This is a genomic window from Luteibacter sp. TLI7-4A (assembly GCF_056754745.1).
On the sequence record NZ_JBPGWO010000001.1, the window covers coordinates 735,028 to 759,959 of the forward strand.

At 67.3% G+C, this 24,932-nt stretch carries 17 protein-coding genes and 1 riboswitch; of the genes, 10 read left to right on the plus strand and 7 right to left on the minus strand.

Annotated features, from left to right (window positions below; translation table 11 throughout):
• The first annotated feature begins 7 nt into the window (after positions 1 to 7).
• Positions 8 to 1,525 (plus strand): SulP family inorganic anion transporter, encoded by a 1,518-nt coding sequence (locus ACR9Y6_RS03265; protein ID WP_481279973.1) that lies wholly within the window; start codon positions 8 to 10, stop codon positions 1,523 to 1,525.
• Positions 1,526 to 1,608: 83 nt separating this feature from the next.
• Here the strand turns inward: ACR9Y6_RS03265 and nth are convergent, their stop codons facing one another.
• From nth to metG, 3 genes are read right to left on the minus strand one after another with little or no spacing between them, the layout of a single operon-like run.
• The gene (nth, locus tag ACR9Y6_RS03270; RefSeq protein ID WP_481282679.1) at positions 1,609 to 2,226 is read right to left on the minus strand and encodes an endonuclease III; all 618 of its coding nucleotides are present in this window, start codon (positions 2,224 to 2,226) and stop codon (positions 1,609 to 1,611) included.
• Between the two features lie 20 nt (positions 2,227 to 2,246).
• Complete coding sequence (rsxB, locus tag ACR9Y6_RS03275; protein WP_481279974.1) at positions 2,247 to 2,855, minus strand: electron transport complex subunit RsxB; 609 nt, start codon at positions 2,853 to 2,855, stop codon at positions 2,247 to 2,249.
• A gap of 28 nt (positions 2,856 to 2,883) precedes the next feature.
• A complete protein-coding gene (gene metG, locus ACR9Y6_RS03280; protein ID WP_481279975.1) occupies positions 2,884 to 4,980 on the minus strand; it encodes a methionine--tRNA ligase in 2,097 nt (698 codons plus the stop codon).
• A 116-nt stretch (positions 4,981 to 5,096) separates the two neighbouring features.
• Here metG and dapB point away from each other — a divergent pair, with 116 nt between their 5' ends.
• Together dapB and ACR9Y6_RS03290 are read left to right on the plus strand one after the other, a co-directional pair.
• Positions 5,097 to 5,894 (plus strand): 4-hydroxy-tetrahydrodipicolinate reductase, encoded by a 798-nt coding sequence (dapB, locus tag ACR9Y6_RS03285; protein WP_481279976.1) that lies wholly within the window; start codon positions 5,097 to 5,099, stop codon positions 5,892 to 5,894.
• Positions 5,895 to 5,920: 26 nt separating this feature from the next.
• A riboswitch (yybP-ykoY riboswitch) is annotated at positions 5,921 to 6,123 on the plus strand.
• Positions 6,124 to 6,139: 16 nt separating this feature from the next.
• Complete coding sequence (locus tag ACR9Y6_RS03290; protein WP_481279977.1) at positions 6,140 to 7,147, plus strand: sodium:calcium antiporter; 1,008 nt, start codon at positions 6,140 to 6,142, stop codon at positions 7,145 to 7,147.
• 177 nt (positions 7,148 to 7,324) lie between these two features.
• Here the strand turns inward: ACR9Y6_RS03290 and ACR9Y6_RS03295 are convergent, their stop codons facing one another.
• Complete coding sequence (locus ACR9Y6_RS03295; protein WP_429199780.1) at positions 7,325 to 8,008, minus strand: 2OG-Fe(II) oxygenase family protein; 684 nt, start codon at positions 8,006 to 8,008, stop codon at positions 7,325 to 7,327.
• 216 nt (positions 8,009 to 8,224) lie between these two features.
• Here ACR9Y6_RS03295 and carA point away from each other — a divergent pair, with 216 nt between their 5' ends.
• The 3 genes from carA to greA are packed head-to-tail and all read left to right on the plus strand — an operon-like array spanning position 8,225 to position 13,125.
• Positions 8,225 to 9,367, plus strand: coding sequence for a glutamine-hydrolyzing carbamoyl-phosphate synthase small subunit (carA, locus tag ACR9Y6_RS03300; protein ID WP_481279978.1), 1,143 nt, complete (start codon positions 8,225 to 8,227; stop codon positions 9,365 to 9,367).
• Positions 9,368 to 9,418: 51 nt separating this feature from the next.
• Entirely contained in the window at positions 9,419 to 12,646 is a 3,228-nt protein-coding gene (gene carB, locus ACR9Y6_RS03305) for a carbamoyl-phosphate synthase large subunit (protein ID WP_481279979.1), read from the plus strand.
• On the plus strand, positions 12,643 to 13,125 hold the full coding sequence (gene greA, locus ACR9Y6_RS03310; protein WP_481279980.1) for a transcription elongation factor GreA: 483 nt from the start codon (positions 12,643 to 12,645) through the stop codon (positions 13,123 to 13,125). The genes carB and greA overlap by 4 nt, the downstream gene beginning before the upstream one ends.
• Positions 13,126 to 13,129: 4 nt before the next feature.
• On the opposite strand, the gene ACR9Y6_RS03315 is transcribed toward greA, so the two are convergent.
• Positions 13,130 to 13,816 carry an alpha/beta fold hydrolase gene (locus ACR9Y6_RS03315; RefSeq protein WP_481279981.1) on the minus strand — a complete coding sequence of 229 codons (687 nt, stop codon included), beginning with the start codon at positions 13,814 to 13,816 and terminating at the stop codon, positions 13,130 to 13,132.
• Positions 13,817 to 13,846: 30 nt separating this feature from the next.
• Complete coding sequence (locus ACR9Y6_RS03320) at positions 13,847 to 15,244, minus strand: GntP family permease (protein ID WP_481279982.1); 1,398 nt, start codon at positions 15,242 to 15,244, stop codon at positions 13,847 to 13,849.
• A 173-nt stretch (positions 15,245 to 15,417) separates the two neighbouring features.
• Between ACR9Y6_RS03320 and ACR9Y6_RS03325 the strand changes: the two genes are divergently transcribed.
• The 3 genes from ACR9Y6_RS03325 (at position 15,418) to ACR9Y6_RS03335 (ending at position 22,217) form a co-directional block, all read left to right on the plus strand.
• Positions 15,418 to 17,706 (plus strand): TonB-dependent receptor, encoded by a 2,289-nt coding sequence (locus ACR9Y6_RS03325; protein ID WP_481279983.1) that lies wholly within the window; start codon positions 15,418 to 15,420, stop codon positions 17,704 to 17,706.
• A gap of 13 nt (positions 17,707 to 17,719) precedes the next feature.
• A complete protein-coding gene (locus ACR9Y6_RS03330) occupies positions 17,720 to 18,739 on the plus strand; it encodes an extracellular catalytic domain type 2 short-chain-length polyhydroxyalkanoate depolymerase (protein ID WP_481279984.1) in 1,020 nt (339 codons plus the stop codon).
• A gap of 181 nt (positions 18,740 to 18,920) precedes the next feature.
• On the plus strand, positions 18,921 to 22,217 hold the full coding sequence (locus ACR9Y6_RS03335) for a hybrid sensor histidine kinase/response regulator (protein ID WP_481279985.1): 3,297 nt from the start codon (positions 18,921 to 18,923) through the stop codon (positions 22,215 to 22,217).
• Positions 22,218 to 22,233: 16 nt separating this feature from the next.
• Here the strand turns inward: ACR9Y6_RS03335 and ACR9Y6_RS03340 are convergent, their stop codons facing one another.
• Positions 22,234 to 22,887 carry a response regulator transcription factor gene (locus ACR9Y6_RS03340; RefSeq protein ID WP_481279986.1) on the minus strand — a complete coding sequence of 218 codons (654 nt, stop codon included), beginning with the start codon at positions 22,885 to 22,887 and terminating at the stop codon, positions 22,234 to 22,236.
• 184 nt (positions 22,888 to 23,071) lie between these two features.
• Between ACR9Y6_RS03340 and ACR9Y6_RS03345 the strand changes: the two genes are divergently transcribed.
• Positions 23,072 to 24,829, plus strand: coding sequence for a 3-hydroxybutyrate oligomer hydrolase family protein (locus ACR9Y6_RS03345; protein ID WP_481279987.1), 1,758 nt, complete (start codon positions 23,072 to 23,074; stop codon positions 24,827 to 24,829).
• Positions 24,830 to 24,932: the final 103 nt, after the last annotated feature.

The window sequence follows — 24,932 nt, forward strand, 5'->3', positions numbered from 1 at the left end:
GTTCGCCATGCGTGCTTATTTCTCCCAGGGCCTGTTTGGCCGCGACCTCCTAGGATCGGTGGTCGTTTTTCTTGTCGCATTGCCGCTATGCATGGGTATCGCGATCGCGTCGGGCATGCCGCCCAGCGCGGGACTCATCACCGGCATCGTCGGCGGTATCGTCGTGGGCGCCATCGCCGGTTCGCCGCTGCAGGTCAGCGGCCCGGCGGCGGGCCTCGCGGTCCTGGTGTTCGAACTGGTGCGCGAGCACGGCGTGGCCGCCCTTGGCCCCGTCGTGCTTCTTGCCGGCCTGATCCAGATCGCCGCCGGCCTTTGCCGCGTGGGCGTCTGGTTTCGCATGACCTCGCCCGCGGTGGTCGCCGGCATGCTTTCGGGCATCGGCATCCTCATCGTCGCTTCGCAGTCGCACGTGTTGCTCGACGCGGTTCCCAAGGCCCGCGGCCTGGAGAACTTCGCCGCGCTGCCCGGTGCCGTCTGGGAATCGGTGACGGGGGCCGGCGAAGGACAGGCGCCGGCCGCGCTGATGATCGGTCTCGGCACGATCGCGATCATGCTCGCGTGGGAAAAGCTCCGCCCGGCGAGGCTGCGTTTCGTCCCGGGTGCCCTGCTCGCTGTCGTGGCGATGACCGCGGCGGCGCAGTTCGGGGCGTTCGACGTGAAGCGCGTGGACGTGCCATCGAACCTGTTCTCGGCGGTGAACTTGCCGAGCCTGGGCAGCCTGTTCGGCGTGTTCGACGCGACCTTGCTGGTGGCCGCGGCGACCTTCGCCTTCATCGCCAGTGCGGAGACCTTGCTCTCGGCTGCCGCCGTGGATCGCATGCATGATGGCGAGCGCACGAACTACGATCGTGAGCTGACGGCGCAGGGCGTGGGCAACCTCATCTGCGGTTTCCTCGGCGCGTTGCCGATGACGGGCGTGATCGTGCGCAGCGCGGCCAATGTGCAGGCCGGTTCGGCCACGCGCATGGCCGCGATCATGCATGGCGGCTGGCTGCTGGCCTTCGTGATGCTGTTGCCGTGGTTGATGCGGATGACACCGGTCTCGTGCCTCGCGGGCATCCTGGTGTTCACCGGCGTGAAGATGGTCAATCCGAAGCAGATCAAGAGCCTCGCCGCCTATGGCAAGGGCACGGCCGCGGTCTATGTCGCGACCACGCTGGCCATCGTCGCCACGGACCTACTGACGGGTGTCATCGTCGGGTTCGGGCTGTCGCTGCTGCGTCTGGCGCTGCTCTCGTCCAAGTTGAAGATGGACGTGACCCATCACGACGAGCCGGGCATGGCCACGCTGCACCTGGAGGGTTCGGCTACGTTCCTCAAGGTGCCGTCGATGGCGCGCACGCTCGAGCGCATCCCGCCGAACACGCGGCTGTCGGTGATGATGGACCGCTTGCATCACGTGGACCAGGCGTCGCTGGAACTGCTGCGCGAGTGGGGCAGCAATGCGTCGAAGCGCGGTTGTGAATTGATCGTCGACTGGCAGGAGCTCGGGCGTCGGGTGGAGGGTTCCAGGCAGGTTGCCTAGCGCCCGAATCGCCGAATCGCCGACAAGTCGGCTCCCACCAGGTTATCGCAACCCGGTGGGAGCCGACCCTGTCGGCGATGCTCTCAGTCGAGCGCCTTCGTCTTATGCTTGTAAGCACACAAGTCGACGATCGGACAGACAGGGCACTCCGGTTTCCGCGCCTTGCACACGTAGCGCCCATGCAGGATCAGCCAGTGGTGCGCGTCCTGGATGAACTCCTTCGGGATCACCTTGACCAGCTTGTCCTCGACCTTGCGCACGTCCGGTCCCGGGGCGAGGCCCGTGCGATTGGCGACACGGAAGATATGCGTGTCCACCGCCAGGGTCGGCTCGCCGAAGGCGGTGTTCAGCACGACATTGGCCGTCTTCCGACCGACACCGGGCAGTTCCTCCAGCGCTTCGCGTGAGCGCGGCACCTCGCCCGCATAACGGTCGACGAGGATCTGGCTCATGGCGATGAGGTTCTTCGCCTTGTTGTTGTAGAGGCCGATGGTGCTGATGTAGCCCTTCAACTTCTCCAGGCCGAGGTCGAGGATCTTCTGCGGCGTGTTCGCCACGGGAAACAGCTTGCGCGTGGCCTTGTTCACGCCGACATCGGTGGCCTGGGCGGACAACGCCACGGCCGTCAGCAGTTCGAAGGGGGTGGTGTATTCCAGTTCGGTCTTGGGGTGTGGATTCAGCTCGCGCAGGCGGCTGAACATCTCGACCACGTCGGCCTTCTTCACGGATGATCCTTTTTCTTCGCCTTGGCCCGGGCCAGGGCCTCCAGCACGGGATTTCGCGTCGTGGCCGCGGCGACGTCCGCCTTGCTCGCGGCGAGCTTGCGTTCGCGCGCATCGCGTTCGCGGGCGAGCCGACGTTCGCGGTGCTGGAAGCGCGAGCGCGCCGCGTCCGCATGCGCGCGGTCGTCCACCTGGGCCAGTGGCATCGGGTCGAGCGTGATGCAGTCCACCGGGCAGGCGGGCACGCACAGTTCGCAGCCGGTGCAGAGATCGGCGATCACCGTGTGCATCATTTTCGACGATCCGACGATGGCGTCGACGGGGCACACCTGGATGCATTTCGTGCAACCGATGCAGTCGGCTTCGACGATGCGTGCCAGCGTGCGTGGTTTCTCCACGCCATGCGTGGGATCGAGCGGAACGACCGGGCGGTCGAGCAGGGCGGCGAGCCGCGCGATACCGGCGGTGCCACCCGGCGGGCAGCGATCGATACCGGCATCGCCGGCGGCGATCGCTTCCGCATAGGGGCGGCAGCCGTGGAAACCGCATTGCTCGCACTGCGTCTGCGGCAGCAGGTCGTCGATCCGGTCGGCGAGCGATGGCGTCATGGCTGGCGCGTGCCGATGCGGAGGGTCGTCAGCGGACGGTGGCGCCCGGCGCCGCGCCCTGATCGGCATCGAGCAGGAACAGGTCCGCGCCGCCATCACCGGCGGAGAGGATCATGCCCTCGGACAAGCCGAAGCGCATCTTGCGCGGCGCCAGGTTGGCGATGAAGACCACGTTGCGGCCGACGAGTTTTTCGGGCTCGGCATAGGCGGCGCGGATGCCGGAGAAAATCTGGCGCTTGCCCAGCGGGCCGGCATCGAGCTCGAAACGCAGCAACTTGTCCGAGCCTTCGACGAACTCGCAGGCCAGCACCTTGCCGACACGCAGGTCGAGCTTGGCGAAGTCGTCGATGGAAATGGTGGCGTTCGCGGCGGCGTCGGTCATCGGTTTCGGTGCTTCCGTGGTTTTCTTGGCGGATTTGGCGATCGCGGTGACGGCCTTGGCTTGTTCCGCGGGCGAGAAGGATTCTTTCGAGGCCTCGATCATCGCCTCGATCTTCTTCGGATCGAGGCGGCCGAACAGCGGCGAAAAGGCATTGACGGTATGGCCGGACAACTCGCGGCGCGCGTCGGCGAAGTTGGCGATGGGCGCGCCGAGGAAGACTTCCGCCGCCCCGACGGTGACCGGCAGGATCGGCTTGAGCAGGCCGGACAGCAGGCGGAACGCGTTGATGGCGAACGAGCAGACCTGCTGCAGTTCGTCGCGACGCGATTCGTCGCGGGCGATGACCCAGGGCGCCTTGGCGGCGATGTAGCCATTCACGGCGTCGGCCATGGCGACGAAGCGGCGCGATACTTCCGCGAATTCATCCGCCTCGTAGACCGCTTCGATACCGTCGTACTGCGCGAGCAGGTCGCGCCACAGCGCCGTGGCCTCATCGTCGAAGCGATCGGCGAGCGTGCCGCCGAAGTGGGTGTGCAGGAAGCCGGCCGTGCGGCTGGCGATGTTCGCCCACTTGCCGACGAGGTGCGAGTTGACCCGTTCCTCGAACGATTTCAGGTCGAGGTCGACGTCCACCGGCTGCGGGCCGAGCATCGTCGCGAAGTAGTAACGCAGGGCCTCGGGGTCGAGCCCCGTGTCGAGGTAGGTGCGGGCCTGGATGAAGGTGCCGCGCGACTTGGACATCTTCGCGCCGTTCACCGTCAGGTATCCGTTCACGTGCAACGCCGTGGGCGTGCGCATGCCGGCACCGTGCAACATCGCCGGCCAGAACAGGCCGTGGAAGTTGATGATGTCCTTGCCCAGGAAGTGATGCATCTCGGCGGTGCTGTCGGCACCGAGGAAATCGTCGAAGCGCAGGTCCGTCCGCTCGCAAAGCGCCTTGAACGAGGCGAGGTAGCCGACCGGGGCGTCGAGCCAGACATAGAAGAACTTGCCCGGCGCGTCGGGGATGGGAAAGCCGAAATAGGGCGCGTCGCGCGAGATGTCCCAATCGCGCAATCCGCCGTCGAGCCATTCGGCGAGTTTCGCCGTCACGCCACTGTTCGCCACCGGCTTGCCACCGGTGAACTTGCCGTCGAACCAGTCGCGCAGCAGGGTCTCGAACTTGCCCAGCTCGAAGAAGTAGTGCTCCGAATCGCGCAGGATCGGCGTCGCGCCGGACATGACGGAATAGGGGGAGATGAGGTCCGTGGGCGCGTAGGTGGCGCCGCAGTTCTCGCAGTTGTCGCCGTACTGGTCGGGCGTGCCGCAGTTGGGGCAGGTGCCCTTGATGTAGCGGTCCGGCAGGAACATGTCGCGCTCGGGATCGTACAGCTGCTGGATGTCGCGACGGGCGATGTAGCCGCCGTCGCGCAGGCGCGTGTAGATGGCCGTCGCGAGATCCTGGTTCTCCGGCGAATGCGTGGTGTGGTACTGGTCGTAGCTGAAGTGAAAGTCGGTGAAGTCGGCTTCATGGCCGGCGCGGATGCCGGCGATGTAGTCTTCCGGAGACTTCCCGACCTTTTCCGCGGCCAGCATGATCGGCGTGCCGTGGGCGTCCTCGCCGGCGACGTACCAGACCTCGTTGCCCTGCATTCGCTGCGCGCGCGCCCAGATATCGGCCTGGATGTAGCCGAGCATGTGGCCGAGGTGGAGCGGGCCATTGGCATAGGGAAGCGCGTTGGTGACGAGGATGCGACGGGCCATGGGGATCGGGTCAGCTGCGGGACCCGGGATTATGGCATGCGAGCTTCTGTCCTGGCCCCGCGGGCCGTGGCGGTGGCTGCTACGATTCGTCCTCCTTCCCAGCCAAGGCCGCCTGCATGACCCGTCCCGTCCGTCTCGCCATCAGCGGCGCTTCCGGCCGCATGGGGCTCGCGCTGCTCGGGCTCGTGCGTGAGGACGAACGGTTCGAGCTCGCCCGGGCCATCGTCTCTGCCGGCTCGCCGCGACTCGGCAAGGCCGTCCATGGCGACCTTTCCGCGTTGCGCTTCACCGACTGGACCGACGCCGCCGGTGTCGACGTCGTCGTCGACTTCAGCGGACCGGAAGGCCTCGCGGCGGCGCTCGATCATTGCGAGGAAAGCGGCGCTGCGCTGGTCACCGGCACGACCGGGCTTTCCGACGCGCTGGAAGATCGCCTGGCGAAGGCGGCCGATCGCATCGCCGTCCTTCGCGCCGCCAATTTCAGCCTCGGCGTGGCCGTGCTCACGCGCCTCCTGCGGGAAGCCGCGGCAGCCTTGCCCGGATGGGACCTCGACATCGTCGAAGCCCACCACAACCGCAAGGAAGACGCCCCCTCCGGCACCGCGCTGGCGCTCGGCCATGCCGCCGCCGCGGGGCGTGGCGCCACCCTCGAAGAACTGGCCGTCTATTCGCGCGAAGGCCGGCCGGGGGCGCGCAAGGCCGGCACGATCGGCTTCGCCGTCGTTCGCGGCGGCGACATCGTCGGCGAGCACCAGGCCTTGTTGATGGGGCAGGGCGAGCGCATCGAGCTCGGCCACCGCGCGACCGATCGTTCGATCTTCGCGCGCGGGGCCCTCGAGGCCGCCGCATGGATCGCCGGCCGTGCGCCCGGCGCCTGGTCGATCGAAGACGTGATCGCCTCCAAAAGGGCTTGAGATCTCGAAGCCGTGTTAACATCCGCGCCGATGTCATTGGGGAGTAGCCATCCTCGTTCCCCCTGAGGAGTTCGCGTCAACAGACTTGGCGGTCCTTGCGACCCCATGGCGCGAACGGCAGCGACGCATGGAGAGTGCGTCGCCCGCCCGGCGAGACCTTTGGCCATCGACATGCTCACCCGGCCGGGCGAGCGGTGTCGTTGCGCCATCGGTTTTCTCGCGCTCGCCCGGCCTATAAGCGAAACATGCTGCTGACGTGCTTCCTGTTCCTGGTTTCCGCCGGGGCCATCTATTTCGCCTGCGAGTACTTCGTCAACGGCGTCGAATGGTTCGGGCGCAAGCTCAACCTCGGTTCGACCACGACCGGTACCGTGCTGGCCGCCTTCGGTACCGCCTTGCCGGAAAGCGCCGTGACCTTCGTCGCCGTGGTTTTCGGCAAGACGCCGGAGGCGCGCGACATCGGCGTCGGGGCGGCGCTCGGTGGCCCCCTGGTGTTGGCGACCATCGCCTATGCGGTGGTCGGATTCGCTTTATACGCAGGCCGTAAACGCCTGAAAAGGCCGGATACGCGGGTCCGGGTGGATAACCGGCGGCTGGCGCGCGACCAGTCGTGGTTCCTCGCGATCTTCGTCGTCAAGGTGGGCCTGGGCCTCGTCGCCTTCAGCTGGAAGCCGTGGCTGGGCGTGCTGTTCCTGCTGTCGTACGCGTTCTACGTGTGGCGTGAAATGCGCGACGACACCAGCGGGCCGGACGACGAGGAGCTGGAGCCGCTGACCTTCCGGCCGCACGAGGCTAACCCCGGCATGAGCTGGGTGATGTTGCAGACGGGGCTGGCCCTGGTGGTGATCGCCATCGCCTCGCGCACGTTCGTGTGGCAGCTGGAAGCGCTGGGCGCGTTCTTCCACCTGTCGCCGCATCTGGTCGCGCTGGTGTTGAGTCCGGTCGCCACCGAATTGCCCGAGACGGTGAATGCGCTGATCTGGGTGCGCCAGGGCAAGGAGCGGCTGGCGCTGGCGAACATCTCCGGGGCGATGATGATCCAGGCGACGATTCCCAGTTCGTTGGCGCTGTTCGCGACGCCGTGGCTGTTCGACACGCCGCTGATCGTGGCGGGCGTGATCACGGCCGTGGCGGTGGTGGCCTTGTGGGCGATGTTCCGCCGGGGAGCGGTGGAGGCGCGCTGGCTGATGCCGATCGGGGCGCTTTATGGGGTGTTCGCGCTGTTCGTGGGGTGGTATTTCGGGGTGCGTTGAGGGCGCCCGAATCGCCGACAGGCCCGGCTCTTGTGGGAGCCGGCTGTGCCGGCGATCCCGCGGCAGCGGGCATGTCTTCACGAGGCCCGTCGCCGCTGAAGCGGCTCCCACAAGTACCGTCCTGCGGTGTGCAGTCGAAGCCTGGTGGGAGCCGACCCTGTCGGCGATGGGGCCGCCTCAGTCCGGATGCGACGCGCTGCGGTCGCGGTCGGCGCCCATCTTGCGGTCGAGCTTGCCGAAGATCTTCTTGAACGCCCGCGAGAACTTGCCCCGCTTGGTCTTGCGGGTCTTTTCCTCTTCCGAGGTGAGCCACGCCACCTGGATCACCCGGCGCTCGCCCTCGTAGGGCAGGTGGCCGTGGAAGGAGTTCTCGGCCCGGCGGAACACGGCGAACTCTCCATACAGCGGCTTCAACTCCGGCGCGACCATATCGTCTATGTTATTGATCGAACGAAGGAAACGCAGGCAGCCGTCGCTGGTGTCCGGCCACATGGGATTGAGATAGATCAGGGCCGTGGCGATCTTCGACTTGCTGTCGGTGTGGATCGTGCCGTGGCGTCGGTTGAGCAGGCGGCAAAGGGTGACCAGGGTGGGGTAGTTCTCCAGGCCTTCGATGCCCAGGTGACGGCCGATGGCGGCGGAGAACGCCCGCGAGGTCATCTGTTCCACCAATTCGTTCACCGAGGGGCCGCAGTCGCTGGCGTCGTAGGGGAAGAACCCGGCGCTGCTGTACTGCGGGAAGTCGCGCTCCAGGTCGTTGCGCGCGTCGTCCGGGAGTTGTCCGTGGGCGATCATGAACGAAAACGGCTCGTGCCTGATGTCGGTGTCGGGACGTTCCAGGCGGGCGGGGTCGAGCAGCATGCGGGCGGGTCTCGGGTAGGTACCTCACGGGCATTGTATCGTGTCGGACCGCCGTCCCTGCGATATTCGGCCACGTGCCCGTTCATCGTTTGCCGGTGGACAGAAAGGCCTTTCACACCTATCATTCTTACCCGCCCTACGATTCCTTATCCCCAAGGCCCACGAGCCGCTTTTTGCTGGCTTGCGGGCTTTGCTGCACCTGAAGGCGGCCATCCCATGCGTACTCCTGCTCTGCTTGCTCTCGAAGACGGCAGCGTTTTTCACGGCCACGCGGTCGGTGCCCGCGGTGAGACGGTTGGCGAGGTGGTGTTCAACACCGCCATGACCGGTTATCAGGAAATCCTGACCGACCCGTCGTACTCCCGCCAGATCGTCACGCTCACCTATCCCCATATCGGCAATACCGGCACGAACGACGTCGACGTCGAGGCCGACCGCGTCCACGCGGCCGGCATGATCGTGCGCGACGTGCCGCGCCTGGCCAGCAACTGGCGCAGCACCGAACCGCTGCCGCATTACCTCGCCCGCCACGGCGTGGTCGCGATCGCGGGCATCGACACGCGCCGGCTCACCCGCATCCTTCGCGAGAAGGGCGCGCTCAACGGCTGCATCGTCGCCGGCGAAGGCATCGACGTGGACGCTGCGGTCGCCAAGGCCAAGGCCTTCCCGGGCCTCAACGGCATGGACCTGGCCAAGGTGGTCAGCACCACCAGGACCTACCAGTGGAGCGAGGGCGTCTACGACCTCGACAAGCAGGCCTTCTACAACGCGCCGAAGAAGTACCGCGTGGTGGCCTTCGATTACGGCGTGAAGCAGAACATCCTGCGCCTGCTCGCCGGCCGCGGCTGCGACATCACCGTGGTTCCCGCGCAGACGCCGGCCGCGGAAGTGCTGGCGATGAACCCCGACGGCATCTTCCTCGCCAATGGCCCGGGCGACCCGGCCGCGTGCGACTACGCGATCGCCGCCACGCGCGAGATCCTCGAAACGAAGATTCCCTTGTTCGGTATCTGCCTGGGCCACCAGATCCTGGCGCTGGCGATCGGCGCGAAGACCTCGAAGATGAAGTTCGGCCACCACGGCGCGAACCACCCGGTGAAGGACCACGATTCGGGCCGCGTGCTGATCAGTTCCCAGAACCACGGCTTCGCGGTGGACCCGGATACCCTGCCGGCCAACGTGCGCATCACCCATACCTCGCTGTTCGACGGCTCCTTGCAGGGCTTCGCCCTGACGGACCGCCCGGCGTTCTGCTTCCAGGGCCACCCGGAAGCCAGCCCGGGCCCGGAGGACGTCGGCTACCTGTTCGACCAGTTCATCGCCTCGATGGAGCAGGGCAAGGCGACCAAGGCGTCCTGACGCCGTACCGCCGCCCGCTAGACCATCAGCCTTCGATTCGCGAGAGAAACCATGCCCAAGCGTTCAGACATCAAGACCATCCTCGTCATCGGCGCCGGCCCGATCGTCATCGGCCAGGCCTGCGAATTCGACTACTCCGGCGCGCAGGCATGCAAGGCGCTGAAGGAAGAGGGTTACCGCGTCGTCCTGGTCAATTCGAATCCGGCGACGATCATGACCGACCCGGAGACGGCCCACGCCGTCTACATCGAGCCGATCAACTGGCAGACCGTCGAGCGCATCATCGCCAAGGAGCGCCCGGACGCCGTGCTGCCCACGATGGGTGGCCAGACCGGCCTCAACTGCGCGCTCGACCTCGCCGACAACGGCGTGCTGGAGAAGTACAACGTCGAGCTGATCGGCGCGTCGCGCGACGCCATCCGCATGGCGGAAGACCGCGACCTCTTCCGCAAGGCCATGGCCGAGATCGGCCTGGAATGCCCGAAGGCGGAAGTCGCCCGCTCGATGGAACAGGCGCTGGAAATCCAGACCACCGTCGGCTTCCCGACCATCATCCGCCCGAGCTTCACACTCGGCGGTTCGGGCGGCGGTATCGCCTATAACAAGGAAGAATTCGTCGAGATCGTCGGCCGCGGCCTCGAACTCTCGCCCGTGCACGAGGTGCTGGTCGAGGAATCGGTGCTGGGCTGGAAGGAATTCGAGATGGAAGTGGTCCGCGACAAGGCGGACAACTGCATCATCGTCTGCTCGATCGAGAACTTCGATCCGATGGGCGTGCACACCGGCGATTCCATCACCGTGGCCCCCGCGCAGACCCTCACGGACAAGGAATACCAGCGCCTGCGCAACGCCTCCATCGCGGTGCTGCGCAAGATCGGCGTCGATACCGGCGGTTCCAACGTGCAGTTCGGCATCAACGCCGAGGATGGCCGCGTCGTGGTCATCGAGATGAACCCGCGCGTATCGCGTTCCTCGGCGCTGGCCTCCAAGGCCACCGGTTTCCCGATCGCCAAGGTCGCCGCGAAGCTCGCCGTCGGCTATACGCTCGACGAACTCAAGAACGACATCACCGGCGGTCTCACGCCGGCTTCGTTCGAGCCGTCGATCGATTACGTCGTCACCAAGATCCCGCGCTTCGCCTTCGAGAAGTTCCCGGCCGCCGACGCACGCCTCACCACCCAGATGAAGTCGGTGGGCGAGGTGATGGCGATGGGCCGCACCTTCCACGAGTCGATGCAGAAGGCCTTGCGTGGCCTGGAAATCGGCAAGACCGGACTGAACCCGACGGGACTGGACATCGGCAGCGAGGAAGGCTTCCAGATCCTCAAGCGCGAACTGCGCGAGCCGCGTCCGGACCGCGTCTTCCACGTGGCCGACGCCTTCCGCGCGGGCCTCTCGCTGGAAGAAGTGCACAACCTCACGCGCATCGATCCCTGGTTCCTCGCCGCGTTCGAGGACATCGTGATGACCGAGGGCGAGGTGCAGCGCCAGGGCCTCACCGCGCTCGACGAGCCGCGCATGCGCGAACTCAAGCGCATGGGTTTCTCCGATGCGCGCCTGGCCGAACTGGTCGGCACCGACGAGGCCGCCGTGCGCCACGTGCGCCGCACCCTGGGCGTGCGCCCGGTGTACAAGCGCGTCGACTCCTGCGCCGCCGAATTCGCCACCACCACCGCGTACATGTATTCCACGTACGAGGAAGAGTGCGAAGCGAACCCGACCGACAAGGACAAGATCATCGTCCTCGGCGGCGGCCCGAACCGCATCGGCCAGGGCATCGAGTTCGACTACTGCTGCGTGCACGCGGCGCTCGCCCTGCGCGAGGATGGTTTCGAGACCATCATGGTCAACTGCAACCCGGAGACCGTGTCCACCGACTACGACACGTCCGACCGCCTGTACTTCGAGCCGCTGACGCTGGAAGACGTGCTGGAGATCGTCGACCTCGAAAAACCCAAGGGCGTGATCGTGCAGTACGGCGGGCAGACGCCGCTGAAACTCGCGCGTGCGCTCGAAGCCGCCGGCGTGCCCGTGATCGGTACCTCCGCCGAGTCGATCGACCTGGCGGAAGACCGTGAGCGTTTCCAGCAGCTGATCACCAAGCTCGACCTCAAGCAGCCGCCGAACCGCACCGCGCGTAACGCCGACGAGGCGCTGGCCCTGGCTCGCGAGATCGGCTACCCGCTGGTCGTGCGCCCGAGCTACGTGCTCGGCGGCCGCGCCATGGAAATCGTCTACGCCGACGCCGACCTGTCGCGTTACATCCGCGACGCCGTGCAGGTATCCAACGATTCGCCGGTGTTGCTCGACCGCTTCCTCGACCACGCGGTGGAAGTGGACGTGGACATCGTCGCCGACGCCGAGGGCAACGTCCTGATCGGCGGCATCATGGAACACATCGAGGAAGCCGGCGTGCACTCGGGCGATTCCTCGTGCTCGCTGCCGCCGTATTCGCTCTCGCAGGAAGTGCAGGACGAGATGCGTCGCCAGGTCACCGAGCTGGCCCGCGAACTGAAGGTCATCGGCCTGATGAACACGCAGTTCGCCATCCAGGGTGACGACGTCTTCATCCTCGAAGTGAACCCGCGCGCCTCGCGCACGGTGCCTTTCGTCTGCAAGGCCACGGGCATGTCGCTGGCGAAGATCGCCGCGCGCGCCATGGCCGGCCGCACGCTCGCCGACCAGGGCGCGACGAAGGAGATCATTCCGTCGTATTACTCGGTGAAGGAAGCGATCTTCCCGTTCCTGAAGTTCCAGAACGTCGACCCGATCCTCGGTCCCGAGATGCGTTCCACGGGCGAGGTGATGGGTGTCGGCCGCAGCTTCGGCGCCGCCTTCGCACGCGGGCACGAGGCCGCCGGTATCAAGGCGCCGCCGAAGGGCAAGGTCTTCATGTCGGTGCGTGACGCCGACAAGGACCGCCTGCTGCCGATCGCCCAGGACGTCGCCGCGCGCGGTTACGTGATCGTCGCCACGACCGGTACGGCCGCCTTCCTGGAGCACAACGGCGTGAAGTGCGAGCGCATCAACAAGGTGCTTGAGGGCCGTCCGCACATCGTCGACCTGATCAAGAACGGCGAAGTCGTCTATATCGTCAACACGACGGAAGGCAAGCAGGCCATCTCCGATTCGTTCTCGATCCGTCGCGAGGCGCTGCAGCAGCGCGTCACCTATTCCACGACCGTCGCAGGCGCGCGTGCCCTCGTGCACTCGCTCGACTTCCACGCCAACGGCGAAGTGAACAGCCTGCAGGACCTGCACAAGGAGCTCAACGCATGAGCAGCACCCGTCCTCCCATGACCCAGAAGGGCGCCGAGCGCCTGCGCGCGGAGCTGGAGTACCTGAAAGGCCCGAAGCGCCAGGAAATCATCGCGGCGGTGGCCGAGGCGCGCGCGCATGGCGATCTCAAGGAGAACGCCGAGTATCACGCCGCGCGCGAGATGCATGGCTTCAACGAGGGCCGCATCAGCGAACTCGAAGCCGCCTTGTCGAACTCCGAGATCATCGACACCGAGCGCCTCGGCGTCGGCAAGCGCATCGTCTTCGGCGCGATCGTCGACCTGGTCGATGTCGACACCGACACCAGGGTCACCTATCAGATCGTGGGCGACCTCGAGGCCGACATCAAGCAGAACCTCATCGCGGTGTCGTCGCCCATCGCCCGTGCCCTCATCGGCAAGAGCGAAGGCGACGAGTTCGATTTCACCGCGCCCAATGGCGTGAAGAGCTACGAGATCATCGGCGTCCGCTACAGCTGACGCCTCAGAGCAGATCGGCCTGCTGCGCGGCGGTATACCAGAGCAGGCCGTAATGCCCATAGGGGAACGTGTAGCTGGCCGTTTCCCCTTGGATCTGCGACGTGTGCACGCCATAGACCAGGCACACGCCGCCGTAGCAGTTGATCTCGTCGGCGTACGACTTGAACGAATACATCTTCGCGCCGAAGCGGTGTCCCGCGATGCCGTTGAGGAAGGGGCTGCCGATCGACAGGCCCCAGGCCCCGCAGGTCGTCGTGGCGACGTTGAAGGGGTACATGCCGCACGAGTAGAGGCCGCGGAAGGCCCCCGCGATGCCGATGAAGGTGTTGACCGAACCAGCGGCGCCGATGCGATCGATCACGCGGGCGGCGAGGGTGGCGCCCATCGAGTGGCCGATGACGTCGATCTTGCCTGTGCAGGAAGAGGCCAGCGCGTCGACGATGGCGTTCTCCACCGGTGTTTCCTCGCTGCCGTTATGGTCGTTGCAGGCGGCGCAGAACGCATTGCCCCAGCTCGGCGCCAGGATCTGCGATTCCGTGTAGCCACGCTGGCGCAGCAGGTCGTGGGTGGCCTGGAAATCGGACGGGCTGCCGGTGTTGCCGTGCACGAGCACGACGGAATCGACACAGGCCGCGTGGGCGGAACCGCAGGCGAACAACAGCAGGGCGAACAGCGACATGGTGAAACGCATGGCTTTGCCTCCGTGGTGTGATGCGCGCGGTCAGACCACCCCGAGCGCGTAGTAGGCGACGATCGCCACGAAGACCGCGAGGGTCTTGATGACGGTGATCGCGAAGATGTCGCGGTACGACTGGCGATGGGTGAGGCCGGTCACGGCCAGCAAGGTGATCACGGCACCGTTGTGCGGCAGCGTGTCCATGCCGCCGGACGCCATCGCGGCGATGCGATGGAGCACTTCCATCGGGATGCCGGCGGCGTGCGCGTTCTCGATGAAGGACTGGCTCATCGCGCCCAGCGCGATGCTCAGCCCGCCCGACGCCGATCCCGTGATGCCGGCGAGCACGGTCACGGAGACGGCCTCGTTGACGAGCGGGTTCGGTATCGCGTGCAGGGCGTCCGCGACCGTGCGGAAACCGGGCAGGGCGGCGATCACGGCGCCGAAACCGTACTCGGACGCCGTGTTCATCGACGCGAGCAGCGCGCCGCCCACGGCGGCCTTGCTGCCTTCGGCGAAGCGGGTGGCGACGGGGCGCCAGGCGAACGCCAGCACGCAGGCGATGCCGAGCAGCAGCGCACCTTCGACCGCCCATATCGCGGCCACCTTGGAAACCTCCTGCACGACCGGCGGCGCGCCGCCGACGACGGTGGGAACGAAGGACTGGGTACTACCGTAGACGCGGGGTATCGCCACGGTGAGCAGCTTGTTCGCCACGCCCACGACGATCAGCGGAAGGAGGGCGATCAGCGGATGCGGCAAACGCTCGCCGGAGAACGCGACCGGCTCGTTGGCCAGGCCATCGCCATAGCCTTCGCCTGCGATCGCCGCCGCGCGCCGGCGGCGCTCCAGGTAGAGCAGGCCGGCGGCGAGGATGAAGACCGAGCCCAGCGTGCCGAGCCACGGCGCGGCCCAGGTATCCGTGCCGAAGAACGCGGTGGGGATGATGTTCTGGATCTGCGGCGTGCCCGGCAGCGAGTCCATGGTGAAGGTGAAGGCCCCCAGCGCGATCGTTCCGGGGATCAGCCGCTTCGGTATCCGCGCCTGGCGGAACAGTTCCGCGGCGAAGGGATAGACCGCGAACACGACGACGAACAGCGACACGCCGCCATAGGTGAGCAGTGCACAGACCAGCACGATCGACAGGATGGCGCGCTTCTCGCCGAGCAGGCCGATGGTGCCCGCGACGATGGAGCGCGAGAAACCCGAGAGTTCGATCAGCTTGCCGAACACCGCGCCGAGCATGAACACGGGAAAGTACAGCTTGAGGAAGCCGACCATCTTGTCCATGAACAGGCCGGTGAACATCGGCGCGACGAGGCCGGGATCGGTCAGCAAGACCGCGCCCAGCGCCGCCACCGGCGCGAACAGGATGACGCTGTAGCCGCGGTAGGCGACCAGCATCAGGAAGGCCAGCGCGGCCAGCACGATCAGCAATGCCATCGAAACATCCGTCCCCAGGTCGGTCTAATGCGTCCGTCGGACGGCGAGTATCCGCAGGCGGGGGATGGCGCGGCACTGTACCAAGGTACAAGTGTGGCCATCACGGCCTGTTCCTATGCTTCGTGTCATTCGGCGCCGAGGGGGCGTCGCGCACAGGTATCCGGGGGATGTCCATGAAGCACGCACCGCTGACGCTGGCGATCGGTCTGGCAATCGGTTTCGCCGCCACGCTTCCCGCCATGGCGCAGGACGCCGGCCAGGCGAACGCGCCGACGACGGAGGCGAAGAAGAAGCAGCAGGAGGCCACGCAACTCACCGAGGTCACCGTGAGCGCGCGGCGCCGCGAGGAGTCGCTGGAGAAGGTGCCGGTCGCGGTGAGCGCCTTTTCCGAAGAGGACATGAAGGACCTCCAGGCGACGAGCATCGACGGCCTGCAAGGCGCGGTGCCGAACATGAACATCGTGCAGGGGCGCGGTTCGTCGTCGTCGGTGAACATCTTCATCCGCGGCATCGGCCAGCCGGATGCGTTGCAGACCTTCGACCCGGGCGTGGGCATGTATGTGGACGATGTCTACTACTCGCGCATCCAGGGTGCCCTCATCAGCCTGTTCGACGTCGACCACGTGGAAGTGCTGCGTGGACCTCAGGGCACGCTGTATGGAAAGAACTCCACCGGCGGCGCGGTCAAGGTCGTCACGAAGAATCCGGGCAGCACGCCGGAAGGGTCCGTCGAGGCCACCTTCGGTAACTATGGCCGCCGGGAAGGCAGGTTCTACGGTTCGACGCCGCTGGGCAAGGATGGCGCCTGGTCGGCCTCGCTGGCCGGGGCGATCACGCGCAACGACGGTTATGTCCACGACTACAGCGGCCACGACTTCAACAACGACGACACCAAGTCGATCCGCGGCAAGCTGCATTTCCATCCCTCGGACACCTTCGACGGCGTGCTGACCCTCGACTACACGAAGATGGACACGGCGCTCACGCTCGGCCAGCCGGTGTCGCCGCTGACCCGCACCGACCTCGTCCTCGGCACGGTAACCTTGCTGCGGCCGAACCTCGACGAAAAATACAATTTCCATACGCGGACCTCGTTCCCGTCGAACGACGGCCAGGAGCTCACGCACAAGGGCGTGGCGCTGAACATGAACTGGAAGTTGTCCGATCAGTGGAACCTGAAGAGCATCACCGCGTACCGCAAGCTCGACAGCGAATCCTATATCGACATCGATGCCTCGCAGTTCGAACTGGGCGACGTCTTCGTCGGCTTCCACCAGAAGCAGGCCAGCCAGGAATTGCAACTGGCCTTCGATAACGGTAGTAACGTCCAGTCGGTGTTCGGGGCGTATTTCCTGCGGGAAAACGTGCCGTCCACGCAGTATGCGTTCGCCGACGACCTGTTCGCCATCGCGGGCCGGACGGTGCCGTTCCTGCGCACCATCGGCGACGACCTCACCACGAAGAGCTGGGCGGGTTTCGCCCATGTGAACTGGGAATTCGTGCCGAGCTGGACGCTTGCCGCCGGCATTCGCTACAGCAGGGAAAGCAAGGATTACGACCGCACGACCAGCACGTTCTGGGGCGCGCCGCTGGCCGCCTTGAACGAAACCGTGCCGCTCGCGCGCAACAAGGACTGGACGGCGTGGACGCCGACGGTGAGCCTGCAAAAACAGTTCGACCCGCAGACGATGTGGTATGTCTCCGCCAGCCGCGGCTTCAAGTCGGGCGGTTTCAACGGCCGAGCCAACTCGGCCGCCGAGGCGAAGACGGCCGAGTTCGATCCGGAATACGTCTGGACCTTCGAGACGGGCCTGAAGCTGCGCAGCGCGGATAACCGCCTGCAAGCCAACCTCGCGGCTTTCCACAGCAACTACAAGGATTTCCAGGCGCGCGTGTCCGAGATCCAGAATCCCGGTTCGCTGACGCCGACCTTCGCCTTTCCGGTGATCAACGCCGCGAAGCTGAAGATGGACGGCTTCGAGGCGGAAGGCGTCGCGCTGGTGGGGGAGGGCACGCGCCTGAGCACGCAGATCGGTTACCTGAAGGCGAAGTACGACCGCTTCGACGACGCGCGGCTCGATCCGTCGAACCCGCAGTACAACCCGACCATCCACGACCACGTACCGTTCTCACCGAAATGGACGGCACGCGTCGCCGCCACGCAGACCTTCAACCTCGCAGGCGGCGCACTGACCGTCGGCGCCGACGCCTCCTACCGCACCGAGACCTGGCTCAGCGTGGACAACTACGCGGCCTTGAGCCAGAAGGCGTACACGCTGGTCGGCGCGTTCGGCATCTTCGATTCCGGCGATGGCCACTGGCAGTTCCGCGCCGGCGTCCGCAACGCGACGAACAAGGTCTACAAGACCGATGGCCAGGAGTTCTCGAGCGTCGGTAACATCCGCACGGCGTACTACGGCATGCCGCGCAATTACTACGCGTCGGTACGCTACAACTTCTGACAAGGGGAACACGATGCGCCGTCTGTTGCTTGCCCTCGCCTTGCTCGCCGGTGGCGCTTCCGCCGCCGACGCTCCCGCCACGTTGCCCGCGTTGAAAATCGACACGGCCCGCGTCACGGTGGCGGGCCTGTCTTCGGGCGCCTACATGGCGACCCAGGCCCAGGTCGCCTATCCGGATGTCTTCCACGGTGCGGCGTTGGTCGCCGGCGGCCCCTACGGCTGCGCCCAGGGGAAGCTCGACGTGGCCTTGGGCAGTTGCATGAAGGGAACGCCCGTGCCGGATGTCGCCGCCCTCGCGGCGCAGGCGCAGGTGCGCGCCGCCAAGGGAGAGATCGGCCCGCTGGCGAAGCTCGCCTCGGCGAAGATCTACGCGTTGCATGGCGCGCAGGACGCGCTGGTGGCACCGGTGGTGGGACACGCCTCGGCCGGCTTCTACGATGCGTTGAAGAAGGCCGATCCGTCCCTGGCCGGCATGAGCGTCATCGACGATGGCGACCGTGCGTTCGCCCATAACCTGCCGATCGCGGCCAAGGGCGACGACTGCGGCAAATCCGTCTCGCCCTTCCTCGGCCATTGCGGCTTCGATGCCGCCGGGGAGATCTTCGCGAAGCTCTACGGGAAGCCTTCACGTGCCGCCTCGACGGCACGCGGCGAAGTTCGCGCGTTCGACCAGGATGCGTACAGGAAGGATGGCAAGGATGCCTTCCTGGCCTCGACGGGCTACGTGTACCTGCCGCCGGATTGCCTTGCCGGGAAGCCCTGTGGCGTGATGGTCGCCTTGCACGGCTGCAAGCAGAACGCGGACCTGGTCGGGAAGGCCTTCGTGGAGGATGCCGGGCTCAACCGCTGGGCGGACGTCTACGACGTGGCGGTCCTGTATCCTCAGACCCGCGCGGTGTTCGCGCCATTGAATCCGCAGGCATGCTGGGACTGGTGGGGTTATTCGGGGGAGAACTACGACACACGCGCCGGCGTGCAGTTGCGCTGGCTGGTGGATGCGCTGCGTGGGTTGGGGCTTCCGGCCGTGAAATGAGGGGAATCGCCGCTGAAGCGGCTCCCACAGGAGATCGCCTTATCGCGGGAGTCTCTTCCGGAAGCCCCATCGCGTGGGTTTACTCTGGAAGCCCCATCGTGGGGATTTCCTCTGGAAGCCCGGCCGCGGCAGCCCCCTGTGGGAGCCGCTTCAGCGGCGATGCTCTCCGCCATCCCCACCCATGAGCCCCTGGATCGTCACCACCGCCGCGGCGCTCTGGTTGTGCATGCTCTTCGCCGTGGCGCTCTTCGGCGAGCGCAAGCCCGCCTTCCTCGAACGCCGCTGGGCGATCGTCTATGCGCTGTCGTTGGCGATCCACTGCACCTCGTGGACCTTCTACGGCACGGTGACCCAGGCCTCGCGTTCCGGCTGGTGGCTGCCGCCGACCTTCGTCGGCGCGATCCTGATGTACCTGTTCGCCGTGGGCGTGTTGCGCCGGCTCGTCGTCATGGCACGCGACTACAACGCGGGATCGGTCGCCGATCTCGTTTCCGCGCGCCTGGGCCGGCATCGCGGGCTCGCCGCGCTGGTCACCGTGGTGATGCTGATCGGCATCGTCCCGTACATCGCCCTGCAACTGAAAGCCGTGGCGATGAGCTACGGCCTGCTCGCTCGCGGGCGTGACGCCGAGGCACCGGCGTGGCAGGACAGCGCCCTCTACGTCGCCTTGCTGATGGCCGCGTTCGCGATGTTGTTCGGTACGCGCCGCGCCTCGGCCATGGCGCATAACCGTGGCCTCGTCCTCGCCATGGCCTTCGAGTCGCTGTTCAAGCTGGCCGCGATGCTCGCGCTGGGGACCTTGCTGATCGATGCGGCGCCCGACCCGGCCGCGGTCGCGCGCGCCGCCGCCATGCCGCACGACGCCAGCGGTTTCCCCGCCCTGATCCTGCTCGGCGCGCTGGCGATGTTCACGCTTCCGCACCAGTTCCATGCGGGCATGGTGGAGTGCCGCGACGTGCGTCACGTGCGCACCGCGCGATGGCTCTTTCCGGCCTACATGCTGCTGATCTCGCTGCCGATCCTGCCCCTGGCGAAGCTGGGTGACGCCACCCTCGCGCCGCTCGGCGTGCCCTCCGATCTCTATGTGCTGGCCTTGCCGCTGTCACGCCATCAGGGTGGGTTGGCCTTGTTCGCCTTCCTCGGTGGTTTGTCCGCGGCGACCAGCATGGTCGTCGTCGCCACGCTGGCGCTCAGCCTGATGGTGGTGAACCACTTCATCGCTCCGTTGCGCGTGCTTGGCGGCTGGGGCCGCGACGAGCGTGGCGACCTGCGCGGACAGGTCATCACGCAGCGCCGCGTGGCCATCGTCGTGGTGATCCTGCTCGCCTGGGCGTATAGCCGCATGCTCGCGGGCAACGACGCGCTGGCGGATATCGGCGGCATCTCGTTCTCCGCGTTGGCCGGTCTCGCACCCGCCTTGCTGATCGCCGTGTACCGGCCGCGTACGGGCGCACGTGCGGTGGGTGCCGGTCTGGTCGCCGGCACCGTGGTGTGGCTGTACGTCGTGCTGCCGGCCCTGGTCGCGCCGGGCCCCACGTGGGTGACGGCGGGCCCGTTCGGCATCGGTTGGCTGGCACCGGATCGCCTGCTCGGGCTCGACGACTGGAGCCGCCTCGGCCGCGCCGTGGTGCTGGGGCTGGGCGCGAATATCGCCACGATCGTCCTGGTCGCGCCATCGCGCTACGGCCGTGCGGCCTTGCCTTCGGCGGAACTCGGTGGTGTCGATGTCGGCGACCTGCGCGCGCTGGCCGCACGTTTCCTGCCGGTCGAACGCGTGCATGCCTTATTCGCCGAGGCACCCGCGCACGGCGCCGCGGGCGGGGCGCTCGCGGCGCTCGTGGAGCACGAATTGGCGGCGGTGATCGGCGCCGGTTCGGCCCGCCTGCTGTTGCAGGTGGTCCACCGTCAACGCCAGGACGAACTGGATACCGTCGCCGCGATCGTCGGCGAAGCGACCCAGGACCTGCGCTTCAACCAGCGCGTGCTCGAAGCCGCCCTGGAAACGATGAGCCAGGGCATCTGCGTGGTGGATGCGGACTTGCGGCTGGTGGCGTGGAACAGGCCCTATGCGGAACTCTTCGGTTACCCACCGGACATGTTGCGGGTCGGCCGTCCGGCCTCCGACCTCGTCCGCCATAACGTCGCCAATGGCTTGATCGGCCCCGGTGACATCGACTCGCGCGTGGAGCGCCGCATGGCGCATATGCGCCGTGGTTCCCCGCACCTGGCCGAGCGCCGCTTCCCCGATGGAACGGTGGTGGAAATCCGCGGCAATCCGATGCCGGGCGGAGGGTACGTCGCCACCTTCACCGACGTCACCTCGTTCCGCGAGGCCGAGGACGAACTGATCCGCGCCAACGAGACCCTCGAGTTGCGGGTGGCCGAACGCACGGTCGAGCTGCAGCAGGCGATGGCTGCCGCCCATCAGGCGAACGAGGCCAAGGGACACTTCCTCACGGCGGTGAGCCACGACCTGCTGCAACCGCTGCATGCCGCGCAACTCTTCGCCCATGCCTTGCGTTCGGGGCACGGCGACGATGAAACGGCACGGCACCTCGATGGTGCGCTGGCCGCCACGGAGAACCTGCTTGCCGGCTTGCTCGATATCGCGCGTCTCGAAGGGGGCAGGCTGGAGCCGCGTGTCGTCGACGTGGCGCTCGCCGACGTCATCGGGCCACTCGCGGCGGAAAGTCGTGCGCTCGCGGCGGAACGGGGTATCCGCTTCGATTGCGTGCCGACCCGCGCATGGGTGCGTACCGACCCGCAGCTGCTGCGCAGGGTCGTGCAGAACTTCCTCGCCAACGCATTGCGTTATGCCGAAGGCGGGCGCGTGCTGTTGGGTTGCCGCCGGGCGGGTGGTGGAATGCGCATCGAGGTGTGGGATACCGGGCCGGGCATCGCGCCCGGCGACCGCGAAGTGATCTTCGAGGCGTTCCGCCGGGGCGACGCGGCGGCAGGACAAGGCCTGGGTCTGGGACTCGCCATCGCCGAGCGCACGGCGGCCCTGTTGGGCCACCCGCTGGCGTTGCGCGCCTGGCCAGGGCGCGGCAGCGTCTTCGACGTCGTCGCGCCCGGTGCCCCGTGTGGCGCGAACGAGGCACCGCCGCAGCCCGCGCTCGTGGCGGCGGTCACCGGCCACGCGATCGTCGTGGACAACGATCCGGCGGCACTCGCCGCCACCGCGACGTTGCTGCGAGGCCTCGGCTGGACGGTCGACGCCTTGCGCACGCCCGAAGGGCAGGCGACCGGACCGGACCTGCTCGTGCTCGATTACCACCTCGACGCGGGACGTACGGGGCTCGATGCCTTGCGTGTGTTGCGCGCGCGCTTCGGCGACGTGCCCACGGTGTTCGTTACCGCCGACCGCGATGTGGACCTGCGCGCACGACTCCAGGAAGCGGGAGGAAGTGTCCTCTACAAACCGCTGAAGCCGCTGGCGATGCGGCAAGCGATGCAACGCCTGGTCGCACGGGCGTAGCCGCTTCGGTCGTCCGTCAGGGTTCCGTCCCGCCCAGGTCCAGCGAGCGCAGCAACACGCCCGCCTGCGTGCGGTTGCGCACCTCGAGCTTTTCGAAGATCGCCGTGACGTGTGCTTTCACGGTGCGCTCCTGCACGCTCAGCCGGTCGGCGATCTGCTTGTTAAGCAGGCCTTCGGCGAGCATCGAAAGCACGCGGAATTGTTGTTCCGTGAGCCGTGACAGGCGGGCGGCGAGGGCGGTGTCGTGGGCATCCACGGGGAGCGCGGCGACCGCGCGCGCCAACTCGGCGGGCAACCAGTGGCCGTGGTCCAGCACGTTGCGCACCGCTTCGGCGATGGTCGCCGGATCGGCGCTCTTGGGAATGAAGCCCGCGGCGCCGTGCGCGAGGACACGGCGCACCACGGACGGCTCGTCGTGAGCCGACACCACCAGCACGGCGACGCCCGGGTATTGTCCGCGTAACGCGGCCAGCCCCGAGAGGCCGCGGCTTCCCGGCATGCGCAGGTCCAGCAGCACGAGGTCGGTGTCGGGCGCGGCGGCCAGCGCGGCGAGCAATCCCGCCAGGTCCGCCGCGTCGGACACGTCGGCATCGGGCACGGCCGCGGCGGCCGCTTGCCGGAGCGCGGCACGGAAGAGGGGATGGTCGTCGGCGACGAGGATACGGTTCATCGTCGCCGACGGTAGCGGTGTAACGCGGCTCCGTCGAGTGCGTGTTGCCCTTTCGTACGATGGCGCGTGGCGGGCCGCTTGCTATCGTGCGCCGATGTCACGCATCTTCTCCCTGGCCGTCATCGCCGCCGCTTCGTTCGGTGTCCTCTCCTGCGCGACGGTGCCCGCCACGAGGAAAGAGGCCATGTCCACACCTGACCGCTTCGGCGACGTACGTGTCACCACGCATCGCGACGGCGACGATCTGTTGAGCGCGGGACTCGGCTTGCGCGGACTCGCCGGTACGCCCGCGGCCTTTGCCCGGCCCGCCGCGCCGACCCCGGCGGAACTTCGCCGCCGAGCCATCCAGGCCAGTTGGAAGGGCATCGCGGATCTCGGTCCGCTCGGTGGCTTCGGTACGCTCTATGGGCAGGTGCCGAGCGTGCCCGGCCGCGAGTTCACCGCGTTCGCGACCTTGCCGGGTGCGGGCGTTCCGCATCGCGTGCTGGTCCAGGTGCCGGATGGTTTCGATCGCACGAAACGTTGCCTCGTCGTCACGGCGTCGTCGGGATCGCGCGGCATCTACGGCGCCATCGCGCTGGCCGGCGGCTGGGGCCTGCCGCGAGGCTGCGCCGTGGCATACACCGACAAGGGCACGGGCGCCGGCTATTTCGATACGGCGGACGGCACCGGCGTCGCGCTGGACGGCACGCGGGCGAAGGCAGGCGAGGCTCCGCTGGAATTCGAACCCGTGGGAGCGGCGCCGGACGCCGGCATCGCCGTGAAGCATGCGCACTCGGGCGACAACCCCGAAGCCGACTGGGGCAACCACGTGTTGCAGGCCGCGCGATTCGGCCTGGCCATGCTCGATCGCGCCTTTCCCGACGAGGCGCCGTTCACGGCGCGCAACACGCGCATCATCGCCACGGGCTTGTCCAACGGTGGCGGCGCGGTGTTGCGTGCGGCGGGCGACGACGAGGACGACATGCTCGCCGCGGTCGTCGCGATGGAACCGAACATCCATGTGCCCGGCCATGGCCGGGCCTTTTACGACTACGCCACTGAGGCCGCGCTGCTGCTTCCGTGCGCGCTCGCCGCGTCGACGTTCGATGGCGTGCCCTTCGCCCGCGTGGCCACGGCCGCACCGCCGGCCTGGGCGCTGCGCTGCGCGTCATTGCGGGCCCACGGCAAGCTCACCGCGGCGACGCCGGGTGCGCAGGCCTCCGAGGCCCTGGCCATGCTGCGTGCATCCGGATGGCAAGACGATGCGCTGGCGGTGGGTGCCTCGTCGACCTCGCTCGATCTCTGGCGCGCGGTGACCGCCGCCTACGCGTCGGCATACCTGAGACGACCCGTGGGCCGCATGCCTTGTGGATTCTCGTACCACGCACAGTATCCGGGCGGTGGGCTGGCGGACCCGGCCAGCGCGATCGTCCGCGCCGCCTGGTGGGCCGATGGCTCGGGCGTGCCTCCTGGCGCGGGCGTGGCGCTCGCGGGGGGCACCGACCTCTCGCTCGATCCGACCCTGCCCGGCAACCTGTGCCTGCGCGAGCTGTGGACCGGGCAGGGCCCGGATGCGCAGGGCTTGCGCCAGGGCGTCGAGGCCACGCTGGCCCGGCTTCCGCGTGCGGGCCTGCCGATCCTCGTCGTCCATGGCGCGCAGGACGGGTTAATCCCGGTGGCGTTCAGTTCCGAGCCCTACGTGGCGTGGCTGCGTGCGTCGGGACGCCTGCCGGTGTTCTGGAAGGTGCCGTATGCCCAGCATTTCGACGCCTTCCTGGCGTTCCCGGATTTCGGCGACCGTCACGTACCGTTGCTGCCGTTCGGATACGCCGCGCTGGACCGGGCCTGGGCCCACGTGGCCGAGGGCCGGCCGCTGCCCGAGGACGCGGCCGTGCGCGAGGCACGTCCCCGCGGTCCCGGTGCGTTGACCGCGGAAAACCTGGGCTTGCCCTTGCCTTGAGGCCTTCGTCACGCCTTCTTGCTTGAACTCTTGGGAATGGGACGCCATCTTCGGTAGCCTTTGCAGCCCCCCGGCCCGGCCGCGCGAAGCGACCGGGCCGACT